Origin of the sequence: Gardnerella sp. DNF01198P, assembly GCF_049244165.1 — a bacterium.
Lineage (GTDB): Bacteria > Actinomycetota > Actinomycetes > Actinomycetales > Bifidobacteriaceae > Bifidobacterium > Bifidobacterium swidsinskii.
In genome coordinates, this window is the sequence record NZ_CP058382.1 from 922,945 (window position 1) to 942,619 (window position 19,675).

At 39.6% G+C, this 19,675-nt stretch carries 14 protein-coding genes, 5 tRNA genes and 1 riboswitch; of the genes, 17 read left to right on the plus strand and 2 right to left on the minus strand.

The window, feature by feature from the left end:
• Positions 1-9: 9 nt before the first annotated feature.
• The 3 genes from HXT44_RS04030 (at position 10) to HXT44_RS04040 (ending at position 2,202) form a co-directional block, all read left to right on the plus strand.
• Positions 10-1,176, plus strand: coding sequence for an HNH endonuclease family protein (locus tag HXT44_RS04030; protein ID WP_421782547.1), 1,167 nt, complete (start codon positions 10-12; stop codon positions 1,174-1,176).
• 182 nt (positions 1,177-1,358) lie between these two features.
• Positions 1,359-1,802, plus strand: coding sequence for a RipA family octameric membrane protein (locus HXT44_RS04035; RefSeq protein ID WP_421782548.1), 444 nt, complete (start codon positions 1,359-1,361; stop codon positions 1,800-1,802).
• 10 nt (positions 1,803-1,812) lie between these two features.
• Positions 1,813-2,202, plus strand: coding sequence for a TIR domain-containing protein (locus HXT44_RS04040; protein WP_421782550.1), 390 nt, complete (start codon positions 1,813-1,815; stop codon positions 2,200-2,202).
• A 343-nt stretch (positions 2,203-2,545) separates the two neighbouring features.
• On the opposite strand, the gene HXT44_RS04045 is transcribed toward HXT44_RS04040, so the two are convergent.
• Entirely contained in the window at positions 2,546-2,695 is a 150-nt protein-coding gene (locus HXT44_RS04045; RefSeq protein WP_421782552.1) for a hypothetical protein, read from the minus strand.
• A 915-nt stretch (positions 2,696-3,610) separates the two neighbouring features.
• On the opposite strand from HXT44_RS04045, the gene HXT44_RS04050 reads away from it, so the two are divergent.
• The 14 genes from HXT44_RS04050 to HXT44_RS04115 all read left to right on the plus strand — a co-directional run bounded on the left by HXT44_RS04050 (position 3,611) and on the right by HXT44_RS04115 (position 18,152).
• Positions 3,611-3,683, plus strand: a tRNA-Gly gene (locus HXT44_RS04050).
• A gap of 28 nt (positions 3,684-3,711) precedes the next feature.
• Positions 3,712-3,782: transfer RNA gene (locus tag HXT44_RS04055), tRNA-Cys, on the plus strand.
• A gap of 30 nt (positions 3,783-3,812) precedes the next feature.
• Positions 3,813-3,884, plus strand: a tRNA-Val gene (locus tag HXT44_RS04060).
• A gap of 39 nt (positions 3,885-3,923) precedes the next feature.
• Positions 3,924-3,996: transfer RNA gene (locus HXT44_RS04065), tRNA-Val, on the plus strand.
• Between the two features lie 234 nt (positions 3,997-4,230).
• Positions 4,231-4,320, plus strand: a riboswitch (TPP riboswitch).
• A 173-nt stretch (positions 4,321-4,493) separates the two neighbouring features.
• Complete coding sequence (locus HXT44_RS04070; RefSeq protein ID WP_103013869.1) at positions 4,494-5,735, plus strand: hydantoinase/carbamoylase family amidase; 1,242 nt, start codon at positions 4,494-4,496, stop codon at positions 5,733-5,735.
• 312 nt (positions 5,736-6,047) lie between these two features.
• Complete coding sequence (allW, locus tag HXT44_RS04075) at positions 6,048-7,532, plus strand: allantoin permease (RefSeq protein WP_421782554.1); 1,485 nt, start codon at positions 6,048-6,050, stop codon at positions 7,530-7,532.
• Position 7,533: 1 nt separating this feature from the next.
• On the plus strand, positions 7,534-8,910 hold the full coding sequence (gene allB / locus HXT44_RS04080; RefSeq protein WP_421782556.1) for an allantoinase AllB: 1,377 nt from the start codon (positions 7,534-7,536) through the stop codon (positions 8,908-8,910).
• 60 nt (positions 8,911-8,970) lie between these two features.
• The gene (gene thiS / locus HXT44_RS04085; protein WP_004106666.1) at positions 8,971-9,168 is read left to right on the plus strand and encodes a sulfur carrier protein ThiS; all 198 of its coding nucleotides are present in this window, start codon (positions 8,971-8,973) and stop codon (positions 9,166-9,168) included.
• On the plus strand, positions 9,169-9,792 hold the full coding sequence (gene thiF, locus HXT44_RS04090) for a sulfur carrier protein ThiS adenylyltransferase ThiF (RefSeq protein WP_004108962.1): 624 nt from the start codon (positions 9,169-9,171) through the stop codon (positions 9,790-9,792).
• Positions 9,782-10,549 carry a thiazole synthase gene (locus HXT44_RS04095; protein ID WP_004108959.1) on the plus strand — a complete coding sequence of 256 codons (768 nt, stop codon included), beginning with the start codon at positions 9,782-9,784 and terminating at the stop codon, positions 10,547-10,549. Before thiF ends, HXT44_RS04095 begins: the two co-directional genes overlap by 11 nt.
• Before the next feature lie 143 nt (positions 10,550-10,692).
• Positions 10,693-10,768 (plus strand) — tRNA-Gly (locus HXT44_RS04100).
• A gap of 174 nt (positions 10,769-10,942) precedes the next feature.
• Entirely contained in the window at positions 10,943-14,194 is a 3,252-nt protein-coding gene (locus tag HXT44_RS04105) for a tetratricopeptide repeat protein (protein ID WP_101886048.1), read from the plus strand.
• Positions 14,195-14,252: 58 nt separating this feature from the next.
• Positions 14,253-17,021 (plus strand): NAD-dependent DNA ligase LigA, encoded by a 2,769-nt coding sequence (ligA, locus tag HXT44_RS04110; protein WP_421782558.1) that lies wholly within the window; start codon positions 14,253-14,255, stop codon positions 17,019-17,021.
• A gap of 3 nt (positions 17,022-17,024) precedes the next feature.
• Positions 17,025-18,152 (plus strand): Mrp/NBP35 family ATP-binding protein, encoded by a 1,128-nt coding sequence (locus HXT44_RS04115; protein WP_064621697.1) that lies wholly within the window; start codon positions 17,025-17,027, stop codon positions 18,150-18,152.
• 93 nt (positions 18,153-18,245) lie between these two features.
• Here HXT44_RS04115 and HXT44_RS04120 read toward each other — a convergent pair whose 3' ends face one another.
• A complete protein-coding gene (locus tag HXT44_RS04120; protein WP_421782561.1) occupies positions 18,246-19,616 on the minus strand; it encodes a DUF349 domain-containing protein in 1,371 nt (456 codons plus the stop codon).
• Between the last annotated feature and the right edge of the window lie 59 nt (positions 19,617-19,675).

A 19,675-nucleotide genomic window follows, 5' to 3' on the forward strand; every position in this document is an offset into this window, starting at 1 on the left:
TAACTAGTTATGAAAACAACACTTGTAACTGATTGGACAGTTGGAGATATTTGCAAAGGCTTTATTTACGATAAAAATGAAGATAAGGGTCTATTCGGTTTAGACGGTAAGCTTATTATTCAACCTGAGTACCAAAGAAATTATATTTATGGTGACGGTAAGAAAGATGTTGCTGTTGTCGATTCTCTGCTCAAAGGTTATCCGCTTGGTTTAATTTACTTTGTGAAGAATAATGACGGCATGTATGAAGTGCTAGATGGACAACAGCGTATTACATCATTCGCACGTTTTGTTAATCAATCGTGGCAGTTTGCTATTGAACGTGATGGCAAACCAAAATATTTCAACAGTCTTGCCAAAGATGAACAAGATTTAATTAGTAATACAAAGCTTACAATTTATGTATGTGAAGGAACGCCTTCAGAAATTGAAGCATGGTTTGAAACTATTAACATTGCCGGAGTTCCACTAGTAAAACAAGAACTAAGAAATGCAGCTTATCATGGTAGTTTTGTAACGCTTGCTAAGGAAGAATTTTCAAATACTTCTAATTCTAAGCTGAATATGTGGCAAACGTATGTGAAAGGCGATCCTAAACGTCAAGCAATTCTTGAAACAGCTCTCGACTGGGTGAGTGATGGAAACATCGACGATTATATGGCTCAACATAGAAACGATGCAGATATTAAACAGTTGAAAAATCACTTTGATACTGTAATAGATTGGATAGATTCAATATTTGACTATACGGGAAATGAAATGTGCGGCCAAGAATGGGGCAGGCTGTACTCTACGTATCATAAAAATGCTTATAGTAAAGCTCAGATCGCAGCACGAGTATCTGCACTTATGGAAGATTCTCAAGTTCAAAATAAACGTGGTGTTATCGAGTATGTACTTGGTGGAGAATCTGACAAAACTCTTCTTAACATACGAGTATTTGACGAGAAGACAAAAAAGCAAGTGTATGCTCGCCAAACGGAAGCTGCTAAAGAAAAAGACATATCGAATTGTCCGCTTTGTGCTTTGGGCAGTGACAACAATTCTAAACGTATCTATAAATTGAGCGAAATGGACGCAGACCATGTAACAGCTTGGAGCAAAGGTGGTGCGACAAACGAGTCAAATTGCCAAATGCTTTGCAAAACGCACAATAGAGCTAAAGGCAATAAGTAAAATTATATTTCGGTCACAATGTAAAGCGGTATAAAACGCGTTACAGCCTTTTTGCGATGTCTCTGTTGTTAAAAAATGCAGATATACTACTATTCTCTCAATCCACGTGAAAATCGCTGGCATAACAAAAATGACCACCTCAATACGCATATATTTACACATAGAAAGGAGTGAATAACACAATGGATGATACGAATCATGACAGCAACAAAAGTGAAATTATATTAGCTCAATGGCGAACATGTGTAGAAATGGCAAACTCTGTTAGCCAGAGGCGTGATTCGATGAATAATATTTTTATAACACTGAATTTAGCTATTCTTGCGACAATATCAATAGCGTGGAATATTAAGTCTATATTCCTCTTACTATCAGGGATTGTTTTCTGTAGTGTATGGATATTATTTATCAAGAATTATAAGCTACTCAATTGTGAAAAATTTAAAGTGATTGACAGCCTTGAGAGTCAATTGCCTGCGCATCCATTTAGAGAAGAGTGGGATAAATTACAGAAAGTCAAGAAATACAAGGATGGTACTTTTTTAGAAAAAGTACTGCCCGTAACGTTCATCTGCATATATGGGTTTGCCCTTTTGCTTATGGTAATAACTAAATTTTTTGCATAAGAAGGATTTTATGATTTACAACCTATTTATCAGTCATTCTTGGGCTCATTCAGATAATTACGATGGATTAGTAAACTTATTGGACAGCAATCCATATTTTAATTACAAAAACTATTCTGTCCCTAAGGATGATCCTATTCATGATGCAGAAGATGATTATCAGTTAAAGAAAGCAATTAAAAACCAGATGCAACATGCCAGTTGTGTTCTTATATTGGCAGGAGTTTATTCAACGTACAGTAAATGGATCAACATTGAAATTGAGCTAGCACAAGAAATGGGAAAAAAGATTATAGCTGTTGAACCATATGCTGCTGAAAGAACTTCAAGTGTTGTAAAAAATGCTGCTGATGTAATAGTTAAGTGGAGCACTGATTCTATAATTTCAGCTATTAGATGATATTAATAGGTTATTTGAAATTGCTGTTCTTACAAAGCTCATACACTTCCTCAAGCATTGCTTGTGTGTATATATATTGCTCAGTATTTGGAGTATAGCAAGCCCCATTCGAATAACTTTTAGGCAAAACGTATGAAAGTAATGTGGCTTGGCAAATACCACTATAATTACCAAAAAAACAAGGAAAGCCTACTTCATGCAATATGCACTAGGTAGGCTTTCTTATGTTCCCGCTTAAAGGCTTTCAGTCGGTTTTCTTTTAATCCATTACTAAAAACTCATTAAGGGGAGCTAACTCATATAAGAATTAGCTCCCCTTAGCTAATCAATTATGCAAATTGCCTTATTTAGAACTTTTTTTAGTTTGAGATAAAGCACTTCCAGCAACGGACTTAGAAATTTTACTAAATCTCCCATCATGCAAAACTTTACTAGCTTTAGAAGCAACAGACTTAGAAGTTTGCTTCGTATTTCTGATACTATTTCTGGCCATACAATCACCCCCCTCCTTAAAAAAGTTCTTACTATTTATGTAGTATAAATACCCCGCCCCCCTTCATATATAGTACCACATGAATCTAAATTTAACAAAATGTAGTAAATAATGTTTAATGATAAATCTGGTATTGATAATTTATTTACTACAGAAAAGTGATATTTAATTCAAAATAAGTCAACTAACAGATACACTTTTGGGATTATAGGCCAAAAGTGTGTAAGAAATCATGTCTCACGCATTGCAATACAAGGGTTTTGCGGTAATCGAATCTGTTTTCTGCACATTCGCCACCTGGACAAAAAGTGTGTAAAAAATAAGCTCATAAGCCTTATAGCAGTAGGGGCTTATGATATATCGAATGTGGGTATTCTTATGCGCATTGGCGCTCGAGGCATGTATTAGCTGAGTATTTAACAATAAATCGTCAAACGCTGTTACTGGTGCAGTTTATGTACTGCACCAGTAACGTATAACCCCGCTTATTCGTTATTAACGCAGTTTATGTACTGCACCAGTAACATATGACCGTTTTTTCTCAGTCAGTTGACTGAGTTAGTAACAGTGTTTAGATCGTGGATTATAGACACAGAATATTCATCAGCCTAGCTTTACGCACTTTTGGGCCTATAACCCCCTTATTGATTACGCGAGAATAAAAAAAGCAAAAAGCGGGTTATAGGCCAAAAAGCTCTAGGCATAACGCCTAGAGCTTTCGCCGACCGAGTACTCCCAATCCATTTGTTCCATCATTGTATCATATATAATCTTATTTACTAACAAACATCCAACCAACGCACGCAAACACCACCAAACGACACGCCAAAATAGGCGAGGGCTTGCATTTGAGAATATTTCGGGTATAGTAGTTACTCGTGCTTCGGCGCTGACATTGGTCAGTAAAGTTGCATTGCGGACATAGCTTAGTTGGTAAAGCGCAACCTTGCCAAGGTTGAGACCGCGGGTTCGAGTCCCGTTGTCCGCTCTAGGTCCGATGAGTTATTCGACCTTACGGTGGGTTAGCCAAGCGGTTAGGCAGCGGCCTGCAAAGCCGTATAGATGAGTTCGACTCTCGTACCCACCTCGATTAAGCTTCAAGCTTAATTAACAACCTGGGCGGTTGGCGCAGTGGTAGCGCACTTCCCTGACACGGAAGGGGTCACAAGTTCGAACCTTGTATCGCCCACTCGAAAGGATTGCCTTTCACGCATAATTAAAAAATTTTGGGTGATTGGCGCAGCGGCTAGCGCACTTCCTTCACACGGAAGGGGTCATAGGTTCGATTCCTATATCACCCACAATATGTTCGCAGTGTAGAAGCACTGCGTTTTTTGTTATCTGGCTATTTTTTATTTGCTAACCTTCATATGAAAATTTTTCGCAGCCGAACACACATGCAACCACAAATGGAAGCAATATCTCATAGCAGTCAACCAATCAGTCAACCAACCAATCATTTCTTCACAGAAACACACATGATAATGTTCATTTTGAGTTCATTTAATATCGTGCTATACTCATCCGAGTACAAGTGAAAATTGCAGGGGTACTGGAAACAGTTGAGAAACACCCTTTGAACCTGTTTTGTTAAGACATGCGTAGGGAGCAATTACAGTAAGTGATTTCTTTCTATCACGATTTTCGTGATATCTTGCGTTGCCACAAAGTAGTAGCAATTACACGAGTATCAACTAAACAATTAAAAAAAAACTAAACAACCAAAACCAAAACCAAAAAATATCCGCCTGAATGTCACTTTTGGGGAAACTTGCACAAGTGAGGAGGAATACTGCAGATGATTAATAGCAGCATAAGTGCTGAAACTATAGAATCAGCCATAAGCTGGCTTGCAGGATTCACAGAAAAACCAGGAGAACAAGGAGTTACTCGACCTCTTTACACAAAATCTTGGAAACAGGCTCTTTTTGCTCTTCGTCAACGATTTGAAAAACTCGGTATGACTGTAGAATTCGACCAAGTTGGAAACCTAATTGCAACTGTTGAAGGATGCGAAAAGCCAGAAAGCATAATAGCTTGTGGATCGCATATTGACACAGTTTCAAGAGGAGGTCGTTTTGACGGTCAACTTGGAATAGTTGCAGCATATTTAGCAATTAAGAATTTACTTACTAGATATGGAAAGCCAAAGAAAAGTCTTCGCATTATCTGCTTAGCAGAAGAGGAAGGCTCACGTTTCCCATACGTATTCTGGGGTTCAAAGAATTTCTTCGGACTAGCCAAAAAAGAGGACGTAGAAAATATTTGCGACAGTGAAGGTGTTCCTTTCGAAACAGCAATGCGTGAAGCTGGGTTCAATTATCAAACAACTCAACCTAAGTTCGCAAATCTTGAAGCCTGGATTGAGCTACACATTGAGCAGGGACCAACGCTTTACAGCAATCACGAAGATTTAGGTATTATCACTAGCATTGCTGGTCAGCATCGTTGGGATATTCATCTTAAAGGCGTACAAAATCACGCTGGCACAACAATGATGTCCTACAGGCACGATGCAGTAGATTGCATGTCTCATATAATCGCCAAGAATCTTGACAAAGCTAAGCAAGCAGGCGACCCACTGGTACTTACTTTCGGTAGAATCAGCGTAGTTCCAAATCAAGTAAATATTGTTCCTGGAGAAGTTACTTTTTCAATGAACTGCCGTCATACAGATAAAGCTTTTCTTGATAAATTCTTGCAGGAACTCGACGAGGATATTCACGAAACTGCCAAGTCTTATGGCATTACAGCGCAGATTGATAAGTGGATGTCTGACGATCCTACACCACTTAGCAACGATATTATTAATCTTTTGAAAGATCAAGCTAATAAGCAAGGTTATGCGTACAGAGTCATGCATTCAGGTGCTGGTCAAGATACGCAAATTTTTGCTCCGTTTGTAAAATCCGGAATGATTTTCGTTCCTTCAAAAGATGGTATTAGTCACGCCCCAGAAGAGTACACAGATCCACAAGACGCTGTTCACGGAGTAAAGCTTTTACGAGATGCTCTGCATAGTTTGGCTTATGAGGACTAACTAAAACCAACTAAAAAATAACGAAAAAACCAAACGAAAACCAAAAAGAAATAGAAATTTAGGAAGGAAGCAAAAGGCATATACGATGCCAACTTCACTGCTTAATTAATCGCAGCGAAGAAAAGTGAATATCGAATGAGAGTACAACGCTTATTCACGAATAAGAGGCTGATACGAAGGGGCGCACCACCACGGGTACGAAATCCTTTCGTATCTTTTTTTATTTTTGAGCAAAGTTGCGATTATTACTTTCAAAAAACTCAAAACACAAAAAAGAATCAAATTACAAACAAGAAAAGTAAGGAGGTGCGCATGCAAATTAGTAAACTGCTACAAGACGAGCCAGTAGCTAGTAAAAACTTGGAATGTTACCGCGAGCGCGGCTACACCAACGAAGATTTACTGCCAAAGCCGCAAGAAAAACGCACAATGAGCGCTCTTAATTTCTGCACTTTGTGGATGCAGTCTGTACACAATATTCCTAATTATGCTGCAGTTGGCGCATTCCTTTTAATGGGATACTCTCCAATTTACGTAATGATTGGTATCATGCTTGGCGCAATTCTTACAGCAATTGTCATGGTTGCTAACGGTGTTGTAGGTTCCAAATACGGCATACCGTTTTCTATGCATTTGCGCGCAACATACGGAAAAGCAGGCGCTCAACTACCAGGATTCCTCAGGGGAGTAGTTGCTGCAATATGCTGGTATGGCATTCAAACATATATAGGTACGAAAGCTTTAGAGATTCTAGTTGGCAAAATTTGCCCTGAGTTTCTTACTTTTGGAAACAAAATACCATTTGTAGGTTCGCACATACCTATTATTATTTCCTTCGCAATATTTTGGTTGCTTAACTTGGCGATTGGTTTAGGCGGAGGAAAGACTCTTAATAAGCTAACTGTAGTATTAAGCCCACTTATTTACGTTGTTTTTGGTTGCATGAGCGTATGGGCTATTAGCTGTGCTGGTGGATTATCTGCAATCATGCAATATCATGCTACTGTTCAAGCGCCAACTAATTACGGTCTTGGGCTTTTCATGATGATGGTTGTAAATTCTGTACTGGGCGTTTGGGCTGCTCCTGCCGTTTCTATTGCTGATTTTACGCAAAACGCAAAGTCAACTATGGCTCAACTAAAAGGTCAAATTGCTAGCTTCTTGCTAAGTTACGCGCTTTTTGCTTTTACAAGCGTAGTTATTTTAGTGGGCGGATCGCTTTTTTACCATGAAACCATTACAGATGTTCTTGTTATCATAAACAAGTGGGATAATCTTCCTGCAATTGCAATAGCTACTGGGTTGCTTCTACTTACTACAGTTTGCACAAATGCTACTGGCAATATTGTTCCTGCAGCATACCAGCTAACTGCTTTAGCTCCGCGATTTGTAAATTATAAGCGTGGCGTAGTTATTGCAGCTCTTGTAAGCACTGTGTTAATGCCGTGGAAGTTTATGGCTAATATTACAGGCTTCTTGAATCTTATTGGTATGCTTTTAGGCCCTATTGCAGGTGTTCTACTTGCCGACTATTACGTAGTAAAGCGCACGCATATTGATCTTGATCAAATTTATTACGATACAAATAGCTCGTCAAAATCTGCTTATTCTGGAACTAACTGGATATCTTATACTGCTACGATACTTGGGCTTTTATTTGCTCTTTCCGGGCAGATAATTCCTCTACTTTCACCACTTACTCAAATCTCATGGATCGTGGGATGCGCTGTAGGCTTCGTGTGTCAAATATTACTATCAAAAGTTTTTCAGCCAACAATGGCTAAAGAAAGGAAATAATATGAACTACGATGTAGTAATCACAAACGGTTTGGTTGTATTCGATAATGAAGCAACTAAAGCCGATATAGCAATTAAAGACGGCAAGTTTGCCGCTTTTGGAAGCAACTTTACAGCCGATAAAACTATTGACGCAACTGATTTAATAGTTGTTCCTGGAAAAGTTGATTCTCATGTTCATATTAACGCTCCAGGCGGCGGCGTTCGCGACGATTGGGAAGGTTTTGTAACCGCAACTTCTGCCGGCGCAAAAGGCGGTATTACTACAATGCTGCAAATGCCTTGCAATCAAATTCCTGCTACTACTGATGGAAAATCATTTGAGGCAGTTTTAAAAGAGGCTGAAGGAAAACTAAAAGTTGACGTTGGTCAAACTGGTGGTTTGGAGCCACAAAATCTAAACGGTGGAATATGCGAGCAAGATAAGCAAGGTGTTGTTAATTACAAGGCATTCCTTGGAACTACAGGCGACAAGGATTTGCAAGTTGATTTATACAATTGCGACGATTACTCCTTGTACACAGGTATGCAGCAGATTGCTAAAACAGGCAAAATTTTGATTATGCATTGCGAAAACGCTCCTATTACAGACCAGCTTGGAAAGAAAGCTCATCAAATGGGAGCTAGAAAGCTTTCTGAGTTCGTAGCAACCAGACCTGTTTTCACTGAAGTTGAAGCGATTGAACGCGCTTGTCTTTTTGCTAAAGAAACTGGATGCAGAATTCATATTGTTCATGTTTCTTCACCAGAAGGTGCTCAAGCTGTTGCTGACGCTCGTAAGAATGGCGTAGACGTAAGCTGCGAAACTTGCAACCATTACCTGTATTTCGACACTTCTGAGCTTGACGAGATTGGAAATATCGCTAAGTGCACTCCGCCAATTCGTGACAAGGAAAACCAGAATGGCTTGTGGGAAAAGGTTTTTGACGGTTCTATTAACTTCATTGTTTCCGACCATTCACCAGCTCCTTTGAGTTTGAAGCAAACTGATGATGCTTTCACAGCTTGGGGTGGTATTGGTAGCGTTCAAAACGATGTTGATGTGTTCTTTGATGAAGCTGTGCAAAAGCGCGGAATGTCATTAACTCAATTTGTGGCATTGAATTCTAGCAATTCTGCAAAACGCTTCGATTTGAAAGGAAAAGGCAGCATACGTTTGGGTTATGACGCAGATCTTGCATTCATTAAACCAAATGCTCCTTATGTTCTTAAAGCTGAGGATCTTGAGTATCGAAACAAGTTCAGCCCGTACGTTGGTCGCACTATTGGCTGCCAGGTGGTAAGAACTTTGCTTCGCGGTGAAGAAATTTACAGCCAAGAAAATGGAGTTTGCAAAGACTTTAAGGGCAAGTTTATTCTTCATCCAGCTAAGGATTAGGTAGAATCTTTAAACGTAATATTCAAAACTTAAAGCATATTCTACAGAAAGGAGGTAAGTGTGCTGAAACTTAATCACGATACTGTGGATTATGTTGAGAACGAGAATTTACTTGAACTACTTAAGCGCGAAGGCTACGACAGTACTTTTGTTGCAATAGAAGTTGATGGTGAATTAGTAAAACGCAAAGATTTTGAAACTTTCATAGTTAAAGATAACGCAAAAATTGAAGTATTTAGCATTATGGGAGGAGGATGAATGGAAAGTGACGATATTCGCGCAAAAGTTCTTAAACGTCAGCTAAAGGAAGATAATGATTTGTTTGCTCAACAATCAGTTTCAATACTTGGCTGCGGCGGTTTGGGATCAAATATTGCGTTAATGCTTGCGCGAGCCGGCGTAAAAAAGTTGTACATTTACGATTTTGACAGTATCGAGTATTCGAATTTAAACCGTCAAAATTATACGATTAACGAAATTGGACAACACAAAGTATATGCTACTAAAGCGCGACTTAATGAAACTTTGCCGTACGTTGAAGTAGAAGCTTTTGTGCAAAAAGTTACGCCGGAATCGTTGGATGAGATTGCTGAACGCTCCGACTTGTTTATTGAAGCATTCGACAATCGCGAATCGAAAGCAATGGTTCTTGACTATTTCATGAATCATCCTAACAAATATGTTATTACTGCTTCTGGCTTATCTGGACTAGGAGATATTAGGAACGTAAAAATTAAGCATCTTTCAAACGTGTGCTTAGTGGGTGATTTTAAGTCTTCTCCCGAAGAAGGCTTGTATTTGCCTTATGTTTCGATTATCGCAAGTTTAGAAGCCTTAGAAGCGTTGAAATGGATAAAAAATGGAGGAAATTATGGAGAATGAAGATTATTTAGAATTGGGCGGTAAGAAGTTTACTTCTCGATACATTTTGGGTTCTGGAAAGTATTCTGAGGAGCTTATTGATGCCGCAGTAAATAGTGCTAAAGCTGAAATGATTACTGTAGCAATTCGCTATAGCGAGAAAGCTGCAGGAATTTTAAAGCATATTCCAGAAGGCGTTACCATTCTGCCTAATACTAGCGGATGCGTAACTGTAGAGGAAGCAGTTAACACTGCACATATTGCTCGCGAAATGGGTTGCGGAAACTTCATCAAGCTTGAGATTATTCCTGATCGCAAGTATTTGTTGCCAAACAATGAAGCTACTTTGCAAGCAACAAAGATTTTGGCTGACGAAGGCTTTACTGTTCTTCCTTACATGTATCCAGATTTGTACTTTGCTAAGGCAATGCGCGACGCTGGAGCTGCTGCAATTATGCCTCTCGGCTCTTTGATTGGCTCTAACAAGGGTCTTGAAACTAAGAAGTTTATTCAGCTTATTATCGACGAAATCGATCTTCCTGTTATTGTCGATGCCGGCATTGGCGTTCCAAGCCAGGCTGCTGAAGCAATGGAAATGGGTGCTGCAGCTGTAATGGCAAATACTGGAGTTGCTACTGCAAACGATATTGTGCTTATGGCTAAAGCATTCAAGCTTGGTATTGAAGCAGGCCGCGCAGCTTATCTTGCAGGCCCTGGTCGAGTGCTTGAAAAAGGTGCAACACCATCTTCTCCAAAGCGCGATGACGAAAGCAAGTAAGCAAACAAATAAAATAAGTCTTCAACTTAAAACACTGAAAATCTGAAACAAGTAAGCCTTACAAGTGCAGCCAGTACTTGTAAGGCTTGCGACATACCTAATTTGCACTTTTTATGAAAATGATATAAGGTATTCACTTGTTTGCGGACATAGCTTAGTTGGTAAAGCGCAACCTTGCCAAGGTTGAGACCGCGGGTTCGAGTCCCGTTGTCCGCTCCATTTGAAAATAAAATATCCACAATTCTGCAACATTCACACATCGAACATGCGTTTCCTATATACTACTTATATACTGAACTATGATGTGACGAGTGCAGTCAGCGCATAAGATTAAATGCTGAATGCTTACGAACGCAACTTGCATTATGTCAACGACTTGAAAGAATGGGGATTATGGCTGAAGACGTGCAATCTACCGAGCAGACACACTCTAAAGAAGATCGTATGTCAATCATGTCAGACGCTATTGATTCCTTATGGCAACAAGGCGAAATTACTTCCATTCCTACTTTTTCTAAACACCGTATTTTTCGTGATTTTCCAGGACTTCCAGCAAATACCCAACTAGCTTGGTTTAAAATCCCTGGGAAACTATTTGGAATTGCACTAGGTTTATGCAAAGATGATGGAAAACATTTTCGTCAACTTGCAATCGCAGACAAAGATGGGAGAGTTTACACAGGAGATAAAGTAACTCCTGTAGAAGCAATTGAGCGCATACCACAATTGTCATTTATTGAGCAAGGGTCTTTTAATCTATATAACAAAACTAGATTCTATGGATCTAAGCAAATACAAGCATCACATAACTTTACAAAACAACTACAAAGCGTATTTAAAAATTTACGAAAAAAGAAAGTAAATAAGAATACTTCAAGCTCATACGCAAAACAAAACATTAACGATAAGCCTTTTGTCTATGGCGATGTTGTTATGCAAGTTTCTTTAGATGATGGCTTGCATCAAGTTGCTTCATGGATTTGCTTAAACAATGGAAAGCATAAAAAATATACTATTGAAGGCACACGCGTATCGTTGAGTGACGATTTTAGATGCAATCTTTCATATGAAGACGCTATTGCTACAGTATTTTTTGCGACTTTTTTTGTGCCAGATTTACACCAATCATTAGTTGGTTTTGGATATTTTCACGTATTACACCGCTTGCATACAGAAGCTCCTCTTGGCGCAATAAGAAGAAGCGTTTCCGATATTAAAACTGCGCGCAAAGAAGGTTTTAGAGTTTCCGGTTTGGAAGAATACTACGAACGCGTCATGCGCGACGTTGGAGCATTAGAGCAAACTCACAGTCTAGAAGCAGTCCATGCAGCGGAAAGATTACACTTACAACCTGCACAGAAAACTTCAGCACATTACTTGATTTGGGATGATTCATTAGAGCCTTCTGCAGCTTTGAAAGTGTTGCGCATTGAAGGTGCATTAAACAGACTACAAGCAATTTATCAATGCATTCAAGCAAACGCATCGCAAGGTGGTAAAAGTTTAGAAGATAATATTACTTGCGAGCGCATTTGTGCTATCGATAACTCATTTATTGAAGATCCAGCTTTTATTGCTAGCGAAGATTTAGGAATGCAAAGTTTCGGAGATCCTACGCAAGATGACTGTATTCGCCCATTAATGCATTTATGGCGCAAAGCTCGCAAGTGCCAACAGTCTGCATCGTATTTAAAACAGACTGAAGCAGGAGAGTGGTTGTATCGCCAATCTTTAGCTGAACTTATTCGTAGCTTGTATTTACCGTTCCGTTTTGATGCAGATTTTCGCTCTAATTTAGGAGATGGGAAAGTTGCATTAGCTTTTACAGCAACAGGATCATCACTAATGCCAAGAAGTATCTACGATACTCATAAAAATAAGTGGCATGAGTATAGCGATAGCGAAAAGTCCAATATTTCAGTAAATTACAATTTGAGAATTGGAATTATGCTTGCAACTCTCGCTTTTGGTATTAGCGATAAAATACAGCAAGTTTCTATTAGACTTGACTCTATAGGTTTAGAAGAAATGGTTGCTGCACAAGATAGCGCTATTAGCAATCTACTAAATCGTACGCTAAGAGCACTAAATAGAATTGATAACAATAGTACGCACGAAAAAGGTGAGCCAAAAGATGGAGACATTCATGGTGACCCTTCTAAGTTGCAAGATTTGCAACACCTACCGTTTGCTGATGTTGTAGAAGCTGCGCAATCATTAGTAGATGAGCATAGTGATGATTTAACAAGCGCGATGGAAGTCGGAAACAATGAAAACAACGCAAACAACACAAATAACACAAATCCTTTAGCAGCATTTAGCGAACCGCCAGAAGTGCGAACTTTAATGACCGTCACTTTCGAACGTGACAATTTCGTAAAACATATTCGTTCGCACGGATTACAAAATCCTATAGAATTCTACAAAAAATCTAACGCGCGTATAAGCTTAAACGAAAATTGCAAGCTTAACACTGTAGAACCATCATTCGATTTGCATGACACTTGCTTCTCGCCTAACGGCGCACAGGAAGAGCCAGAGTTTTCAGACACACTATTTAACGAAGAACAAGAAGAAATACTCGGAACAGAACATGCTAAAGGTCTTTCTATACAACGAGAAGACTTGCTACAGCAAGCAGTCGCCGATTTTCATCATATTGCTTCACAACCATTGCTAACAACAGCTGAAAAAGCTCGTGAAGCAATGAATATCATCGAACAAATTGGCGACCCAGAGCTTAACAACCAAGCAGATATAGTAACTCGTTCACTTATTGACGAAACTACAATACCGGAACTTCATTTCAAAGCATCTCAAAATATAAGGGATATGCGCATACACGCCCAAGAACAACTCATAGAGGGCGACATTAAACAAGCATTAGAATCTTATGAGAACAATATTGCAAAATTTGACACCATGTTCACAATAGATAATGCTGTGCCACGTTACTTTAATTCATATGCAGAACGAGTAGTGTACAACCGCTTATTCGCAACACCAGACGAGCAAACACTACTTATTCCAGACGGATTATTCTACGCCCACATGGAATTAGCAGATTTGCTCTCACAACTACATCAATATGATGCGGCGTTAAAACATTTAAACACAATGGTTTCATACGCTCCAACATACGCATTATCGCATTTGCGACTTGCAGCAGCATTATCGCAACAAGAAGATTGGACGTCAACAGTAGCAGCATGTCTAAACGCACTTCGAGTCGCATTAGACAAAGACGACGCAGCATTCGCATACTATAGATTAGCTTATGCAGCTTGGATGCAAGACAAGTTCACTCTGGCAGCAAGCGCTTACCGAATGGCAGACTATTTAGCTCCAGGAAGAATAGAACCGCTACAAATGGAACTAGAAGAATTATTATCACGAATGCGCTCGCAGTGTTATAAAGCTCCTACTAGTATGGATGATGTCAGACATTGCTTTATGAGTGACGATATTCCTGTCTGGCCTAATATTGAAGCAAATCATATTATTGGAAAAGCTGCAAAGCTAACTGTTGACGATGGAATGTTTGTAATTGCAAGAACTTTGTGTGTAGCACATATTCGAATGTCACTGAATGACGATTGTGAAGGTGCAGTACAATCACAGTTCTTACGTTCATTAAATGCGTAAATGGTAAGTGACATAATCTATATAAAGCAACAGCTGATTTGAAGGGGGTTTCATGAGTATGGCTCACGATGATATCGAGTCAAAAAACGCACAATGGACTCTTTTTGACGATTTTGACGAGCAAAATGAGACTCATGAAAATACGCAAAAAACAGATACGTGGATTGCTCAACTTCAGCCAACAGACACTGATGCGTTGGCTCTTGGAAACTTGCAGCCAGCGACGCTTACTATAGAGCAAGCTGCGAAACTTTGGGCAAAATTGGCAGCTTGGGCACAATCTGATCAAATTGCTTATTACGTAGAAGATTCTCCGACTAGTTCAGACGCAGCATATGATGCAAGAATGCGAGCGCTAAGCGCTTTAGAAGCTGCCTTCCCAACTTTAGACACACCTCAATCTCCAACACATCGCGTAGGTGGAACTTTTTCTAACGATTTTACTTCTGTAAAGCATCCGTCTCGAATGATGAGTTTGGATGACGTATTTTCAATTGAAGAATTACACGATTGGTATAACAGCGTAATTCGCGATTTACAATGGGATGAGTCTCAACCTCTTCCTATGACTTGCGAAGTAAAAATTGATGGTCTTGCTTTAAATCTTATTTATCGCAACGGTACTCTTGAACAAGGTCTTACTAGAGGCGATGGCGTAACTGGCGAGGATATTACATTAAACGTAAGAACGATTGAAGCAATACCAACACAGCTTCATTCTGATAATCCTGACGATATTCCTGAGTTCGTGGAAATTCGTGGCGAAGTTTTTATGAAATGGGAAGACTTTAGAAAATTAAATGATGAACAAGAAAATGCTGGACGAGTTGCTTTTGCAAACCCTCGTAACGCTGCAGCTGGCTCTTTGCGCCAAAAAGACCCACGAATTACAGCCACGCGTCGATTAAGCTTTTTTGCACACGGACTAGGTGAGCTTCGTTGGAAAGAAAATACAAGCCATAACAATAGTGAAACAAAATTTAATCAGTCTGACGCATATAAGCTCTATCAACAGTGGGGAATACCTGTTTCTCCGTACACAAGAAAAGTCACAAATTTTTCTGAAATAGAAGAAATGATTGACTATTACGGAAAGCATAGAGCAAATATTTTGCACGCTTTAGACGGCATAGTTGTAAAAGTTGATGACAGAGCATTACAGCATCAACTAGGAGCTACTTCTAGAGCTCCACGATGGGCTATTGCATACAAGTATCCTCCTGAAGAAGTTAATACTTATTTGAAGGATATTATTGTCCAGGTTGGAAGAACTGGAAGAGTAACTCCTGTAGCTGTTCTTGAACCTGTTACTGTAGCAGGATCGACAATTTCTCGCACAACTCTTCATAATACTTACGAAGTTGAACATAAAGGTGTGCTAATTGGCGATACTGTCGTAGTTCGTAAAGCTGGGGATGTTATTCCAGAATTAGTCGGACCGGTACTTAAAGCTAGGGAAGGGCGAGAAAGTGAACTTAGAAAGTTTGTTATGCCAGAATACTGCCCATCTTGTGGAACTAAGCTAGCTCCTGCAAAAGAGGGAGATAAAGACATTCGTTGCCCAAATGTAGAAAACTGCCCAGCTCAACTTACAGAACGAATAATTCACTTGGCTTCCAGACAAGCTTTTGATATTGAAAATTTGGGCGATAACGCTGCGCTAGCTCTTACAAATCCTGAGGATTGCAGACCTACAACTGCAGAAGTTTACTGCCCAGATATGGATAAAATTATAATTCAGCGAGGAGCAACTCAACAATCATATATACCGGCACCAGATTTAACGCTACCTGAACCACAAACTCCAGTACTTAGAAATGAAGCTGGATTATTTAGTATTACTGCCGACGATTTGCAAAATGTAATGGTTTGGAAAGAAATTCCTCTTGTTGAAGAGTGGAAAGAAGTTAGTAAAGACGGTAGCTTTAAAAAGCGTACACGCAAAATAGGCGGATCTGGTCTTTGGCATCAAGTTAGAGCATTTTGGACTCGCACAATCGAAGCAAAGTTATCTACAAATTACGAAGCAGAAGGAACTCCCGAAAAAACTACTTCACCAAACGAACAATGGGATCCTCAATATCCTAAATTCCAAGTTCCAATTGACGCTAAAGTGGTACTTTGGAAAAATAAGCGCATTACTAGAAATGCTAAAACTAGCGACAACGCTAAAGAAACAATAAATGTGCCATGGTATACAAGACCTTCTGAAACTACTCGTAGTATGCTTGAAGAAATAGCTCAAAAAGGCAAAAATGCAGCACTGTGGCGAGTTTTGGTTGCTTTATCTATTCGTAGACTAGGTCCACCAACTGCACGTCTTATAGCGGCAAATTTTGGATCTTTAGACAATATTTCCAAAGCATCTATTGAAGAACTTACACAAATTGATGGAGTTGGTCCTGAAATTGCGCAAGCAGTATACAACTGGTTCCAGCAAGCTAAAGACCCTGCTAATTGGCAATTTGAAGTATTAAAATCGTGGCAAGAAGCAGGTGTAGTAGGGAAAGTTGAAACATCATCTTTCGCTCAAACATTAGTAGGTAAAACAATAGTTGTTACAGGATCTTTGCAAGGATTTACACGAGACAGCGCAAAAGAGGCTATAGTCTCAAGAGGCGGCAAAGCATCAGGATCAGTAAGCAAGAACACATATTGCGTTATTCTAGGCGAAAATGCAGGATCCAAGGCAACTAAAGCGCAAGAACTCGGCATTCCTATGCTTAACGAACAACAGTTTAATGCTCTTTTAAAAACTGGGAACTTAGAAGAAATACTACAAATTACAAATAATACTGTGTCAAATCTCATTGCTGAGGAATCATAACGCATGAATACAAGTGAACTCGAAAAACAAGTTTACGATTTGCTGGGTAGCGTTATTGATCCAGAATTAGGTCGCTCTGTTACCGAATTAAATATGGTAACTGGAGTGCATGTGATAAAAAAAGCTGAAACTATTGATGCAACAAAGTTTGCTTATGATGTAGAAATAAATCTTGAACTTACTGTGCCAAATTGCCCTCTTGCAGAAGTGATTACAGGACGAGTTCAAGAAGTTATATCTAAATATCCTCAAGCAATACTCATACCGCACGTTAACGCTACTGCAATGAGTAAAACTAAATTAGAAAAGTTAGTTGCAGATTTAAAAGCTGAACGCAAAGAAAATCCATTTAATAAAGCTGGCACTCGCACGAGAATTTTTGCTATAGCTTCTGGGAAAGGCGGAGTGGGAAAATCTTCTATAACTGCTAATTTAGCTGCAACTTTTGCAGCATTAGGTTACGATACTGCAGCTATCGACGCCGATATTTACGGCTTTTCTTTACCGCGAATGTTTGGAGTTAATTCTCAACCAACAAATTTAAACGGAATGCTTATGCCTGTAGTTGCTTGGGGAGTAAAGCTTATTTCTATTGGAATGTTTGCTGGAACCGATCGTGCTATTTTGTGGAGAGGACCACGATTACAACGTTCTTTAGAACAGTTTCTTTCCGATGTTTGGTGGGGCAACCCCGATGTTTTACTTCTTGATTTAGCTCCAGGCACAGGAGATATGGCATTAGCTGTAGCACAATCCTTACCAAATGTAGAGCTTGTTGTAGTAACAACTCCACAGCCTAGTGCATCAGATGTGGCAGTTAGATCAGGTCTTATGGCTTTGCAAATTCCTGTAAAAGTTCGCGGAGTTGTTGAGAACATGAGCTGGTTTGAAAATAACGGCGAGCGCTTAGAATTGTTTGGTTCAGGAGGAGGAAAGAGAGTAAGCGAACAACTTTGTAACGCTCTTGACACTAATGTGCCTCTTTTAGCTCAACTTCCTTTAGATCCTGCGCTTAGAGAAACTGGTGAAGCAGGGCGACCTGCTGTTCTAACCGAAGATGGAAAATTGGCAGATTCTAATTTAGCTAATACTTTTATTCATTTAGCTAAATCTTTAATAAAAAACTCTTAAAAGCAAATAAATCTTAAAATACAGCCGAAAAATAAGTATGGGGTCGCTTGATTTTTAAGCAACCCCATACTTTTAATTAGTTATAAAACTAATTTACTTAACAGCGTTAAGCCACTGCTCTTTAGTAGCCTTTTCAGCTTCCAACTTAGCTTTACGCTTATTATCGGTTTCCTTAGCAATAGCAGCGTTAAGCTCTTCGAGTTGCGCTTCCAACTGTAAAGCAAAACTGGATTTACGAGCATTAGCTTCAGGATCAGCCTCACGCCAAGCAGCGTCTTCAACAGCCTTAATCTTTTTATCAACGTCGTTCAAGCGAGACTCAATACGACGCATATCTTCACGAGGAACGAAACCAATAGCATCCCATTCTTCCTGAATCTGAGACAAAGCCTTACGAGCCTTCTTAGCAGCTTCTTCATTTTCTACTGGCAACAAAGCCTCTGCTTTTACGAGCAAAGCTTCCTTCTTAGCAAGATTTTCGTGTTCTCCAGCATTAACCTTTTCACGGTCATTTTGACGAGCATGATAGAAAGCATCAGCAGCTTCGCGGAACTTAGCCCACAAAGCATCATCGTGCTGACGACCAGCATTGCCAGCTTTCTTCCAACGATCCATCAAAGCATTGAACTTCATAGAAGTTTCACGCCAATCTTTTGAATCTTTTAAGCTTTCAGCTTCTGCAATAATAGCTTCCTTAAGCTGCTTAGCAGTATTACGCACATGCTCACGTTCTTTAACCCAAGAATTGCGAGCCTGAGAGAACGCAGAACGAGCCTTTGAAAAACGCTGCCACAAAGCATCGGCATCAGACTTATTCAAATGAATAGTAGTACGCTGATGCTCCTGCCATTCGTCAAATAAAGCACGTAACTTATCGTTTAATTCACGCCAGTTTGTAGATTCATTCATTTGTGCTACTAACGATTCTGCACGTTCTACAATATTTGTACGTTCTTTCAAAGCTTTTTCTAGAGCTTCTTTTCGAGCTTTAGAGATTGCTTCTTTCTTTTTATTACCTTTTGCAGCCAATTCGGCGTGTCGCGCACGTAAAGCAGCAATATCGCCTACGGCAGCAGGATTTTCCAATTCAGCTTTCAAAGTATTAAGCGTTTCGTCAATTTCTTTTGCTTTTACATTGGAAGCTTCCAAGCGCTTAGCGAAAAGATCAAGCTTAATCTTCAAATCAAGATAACGATGAATATAGAAAGTCAACGCTTCTTCAGGAGTGCCAGTGGAGTATTGACCAACCTCACGCTCAGCACCGTTTTCAGTAACGTAAACAGTGCCATTTTCATCAACACGGCCAAAGGTTTTTGCGGCTTTAATATCCTCTTCACTATAAGAAATGGTTGGTGCTTGAGCAACAACACGAGTCTTATGCGCGAAGCTTGCTGGAGATGGAGCAACTGGCTTTGGCGCGGTAGTAGTTTTAGTAGTTTCTTCAGGTTTAGTCTGTTCGGTCACGGGACGACTCCTTACAGCAGATGCACGGTAACATTGTTACGAATAAGTATGACGGTAAG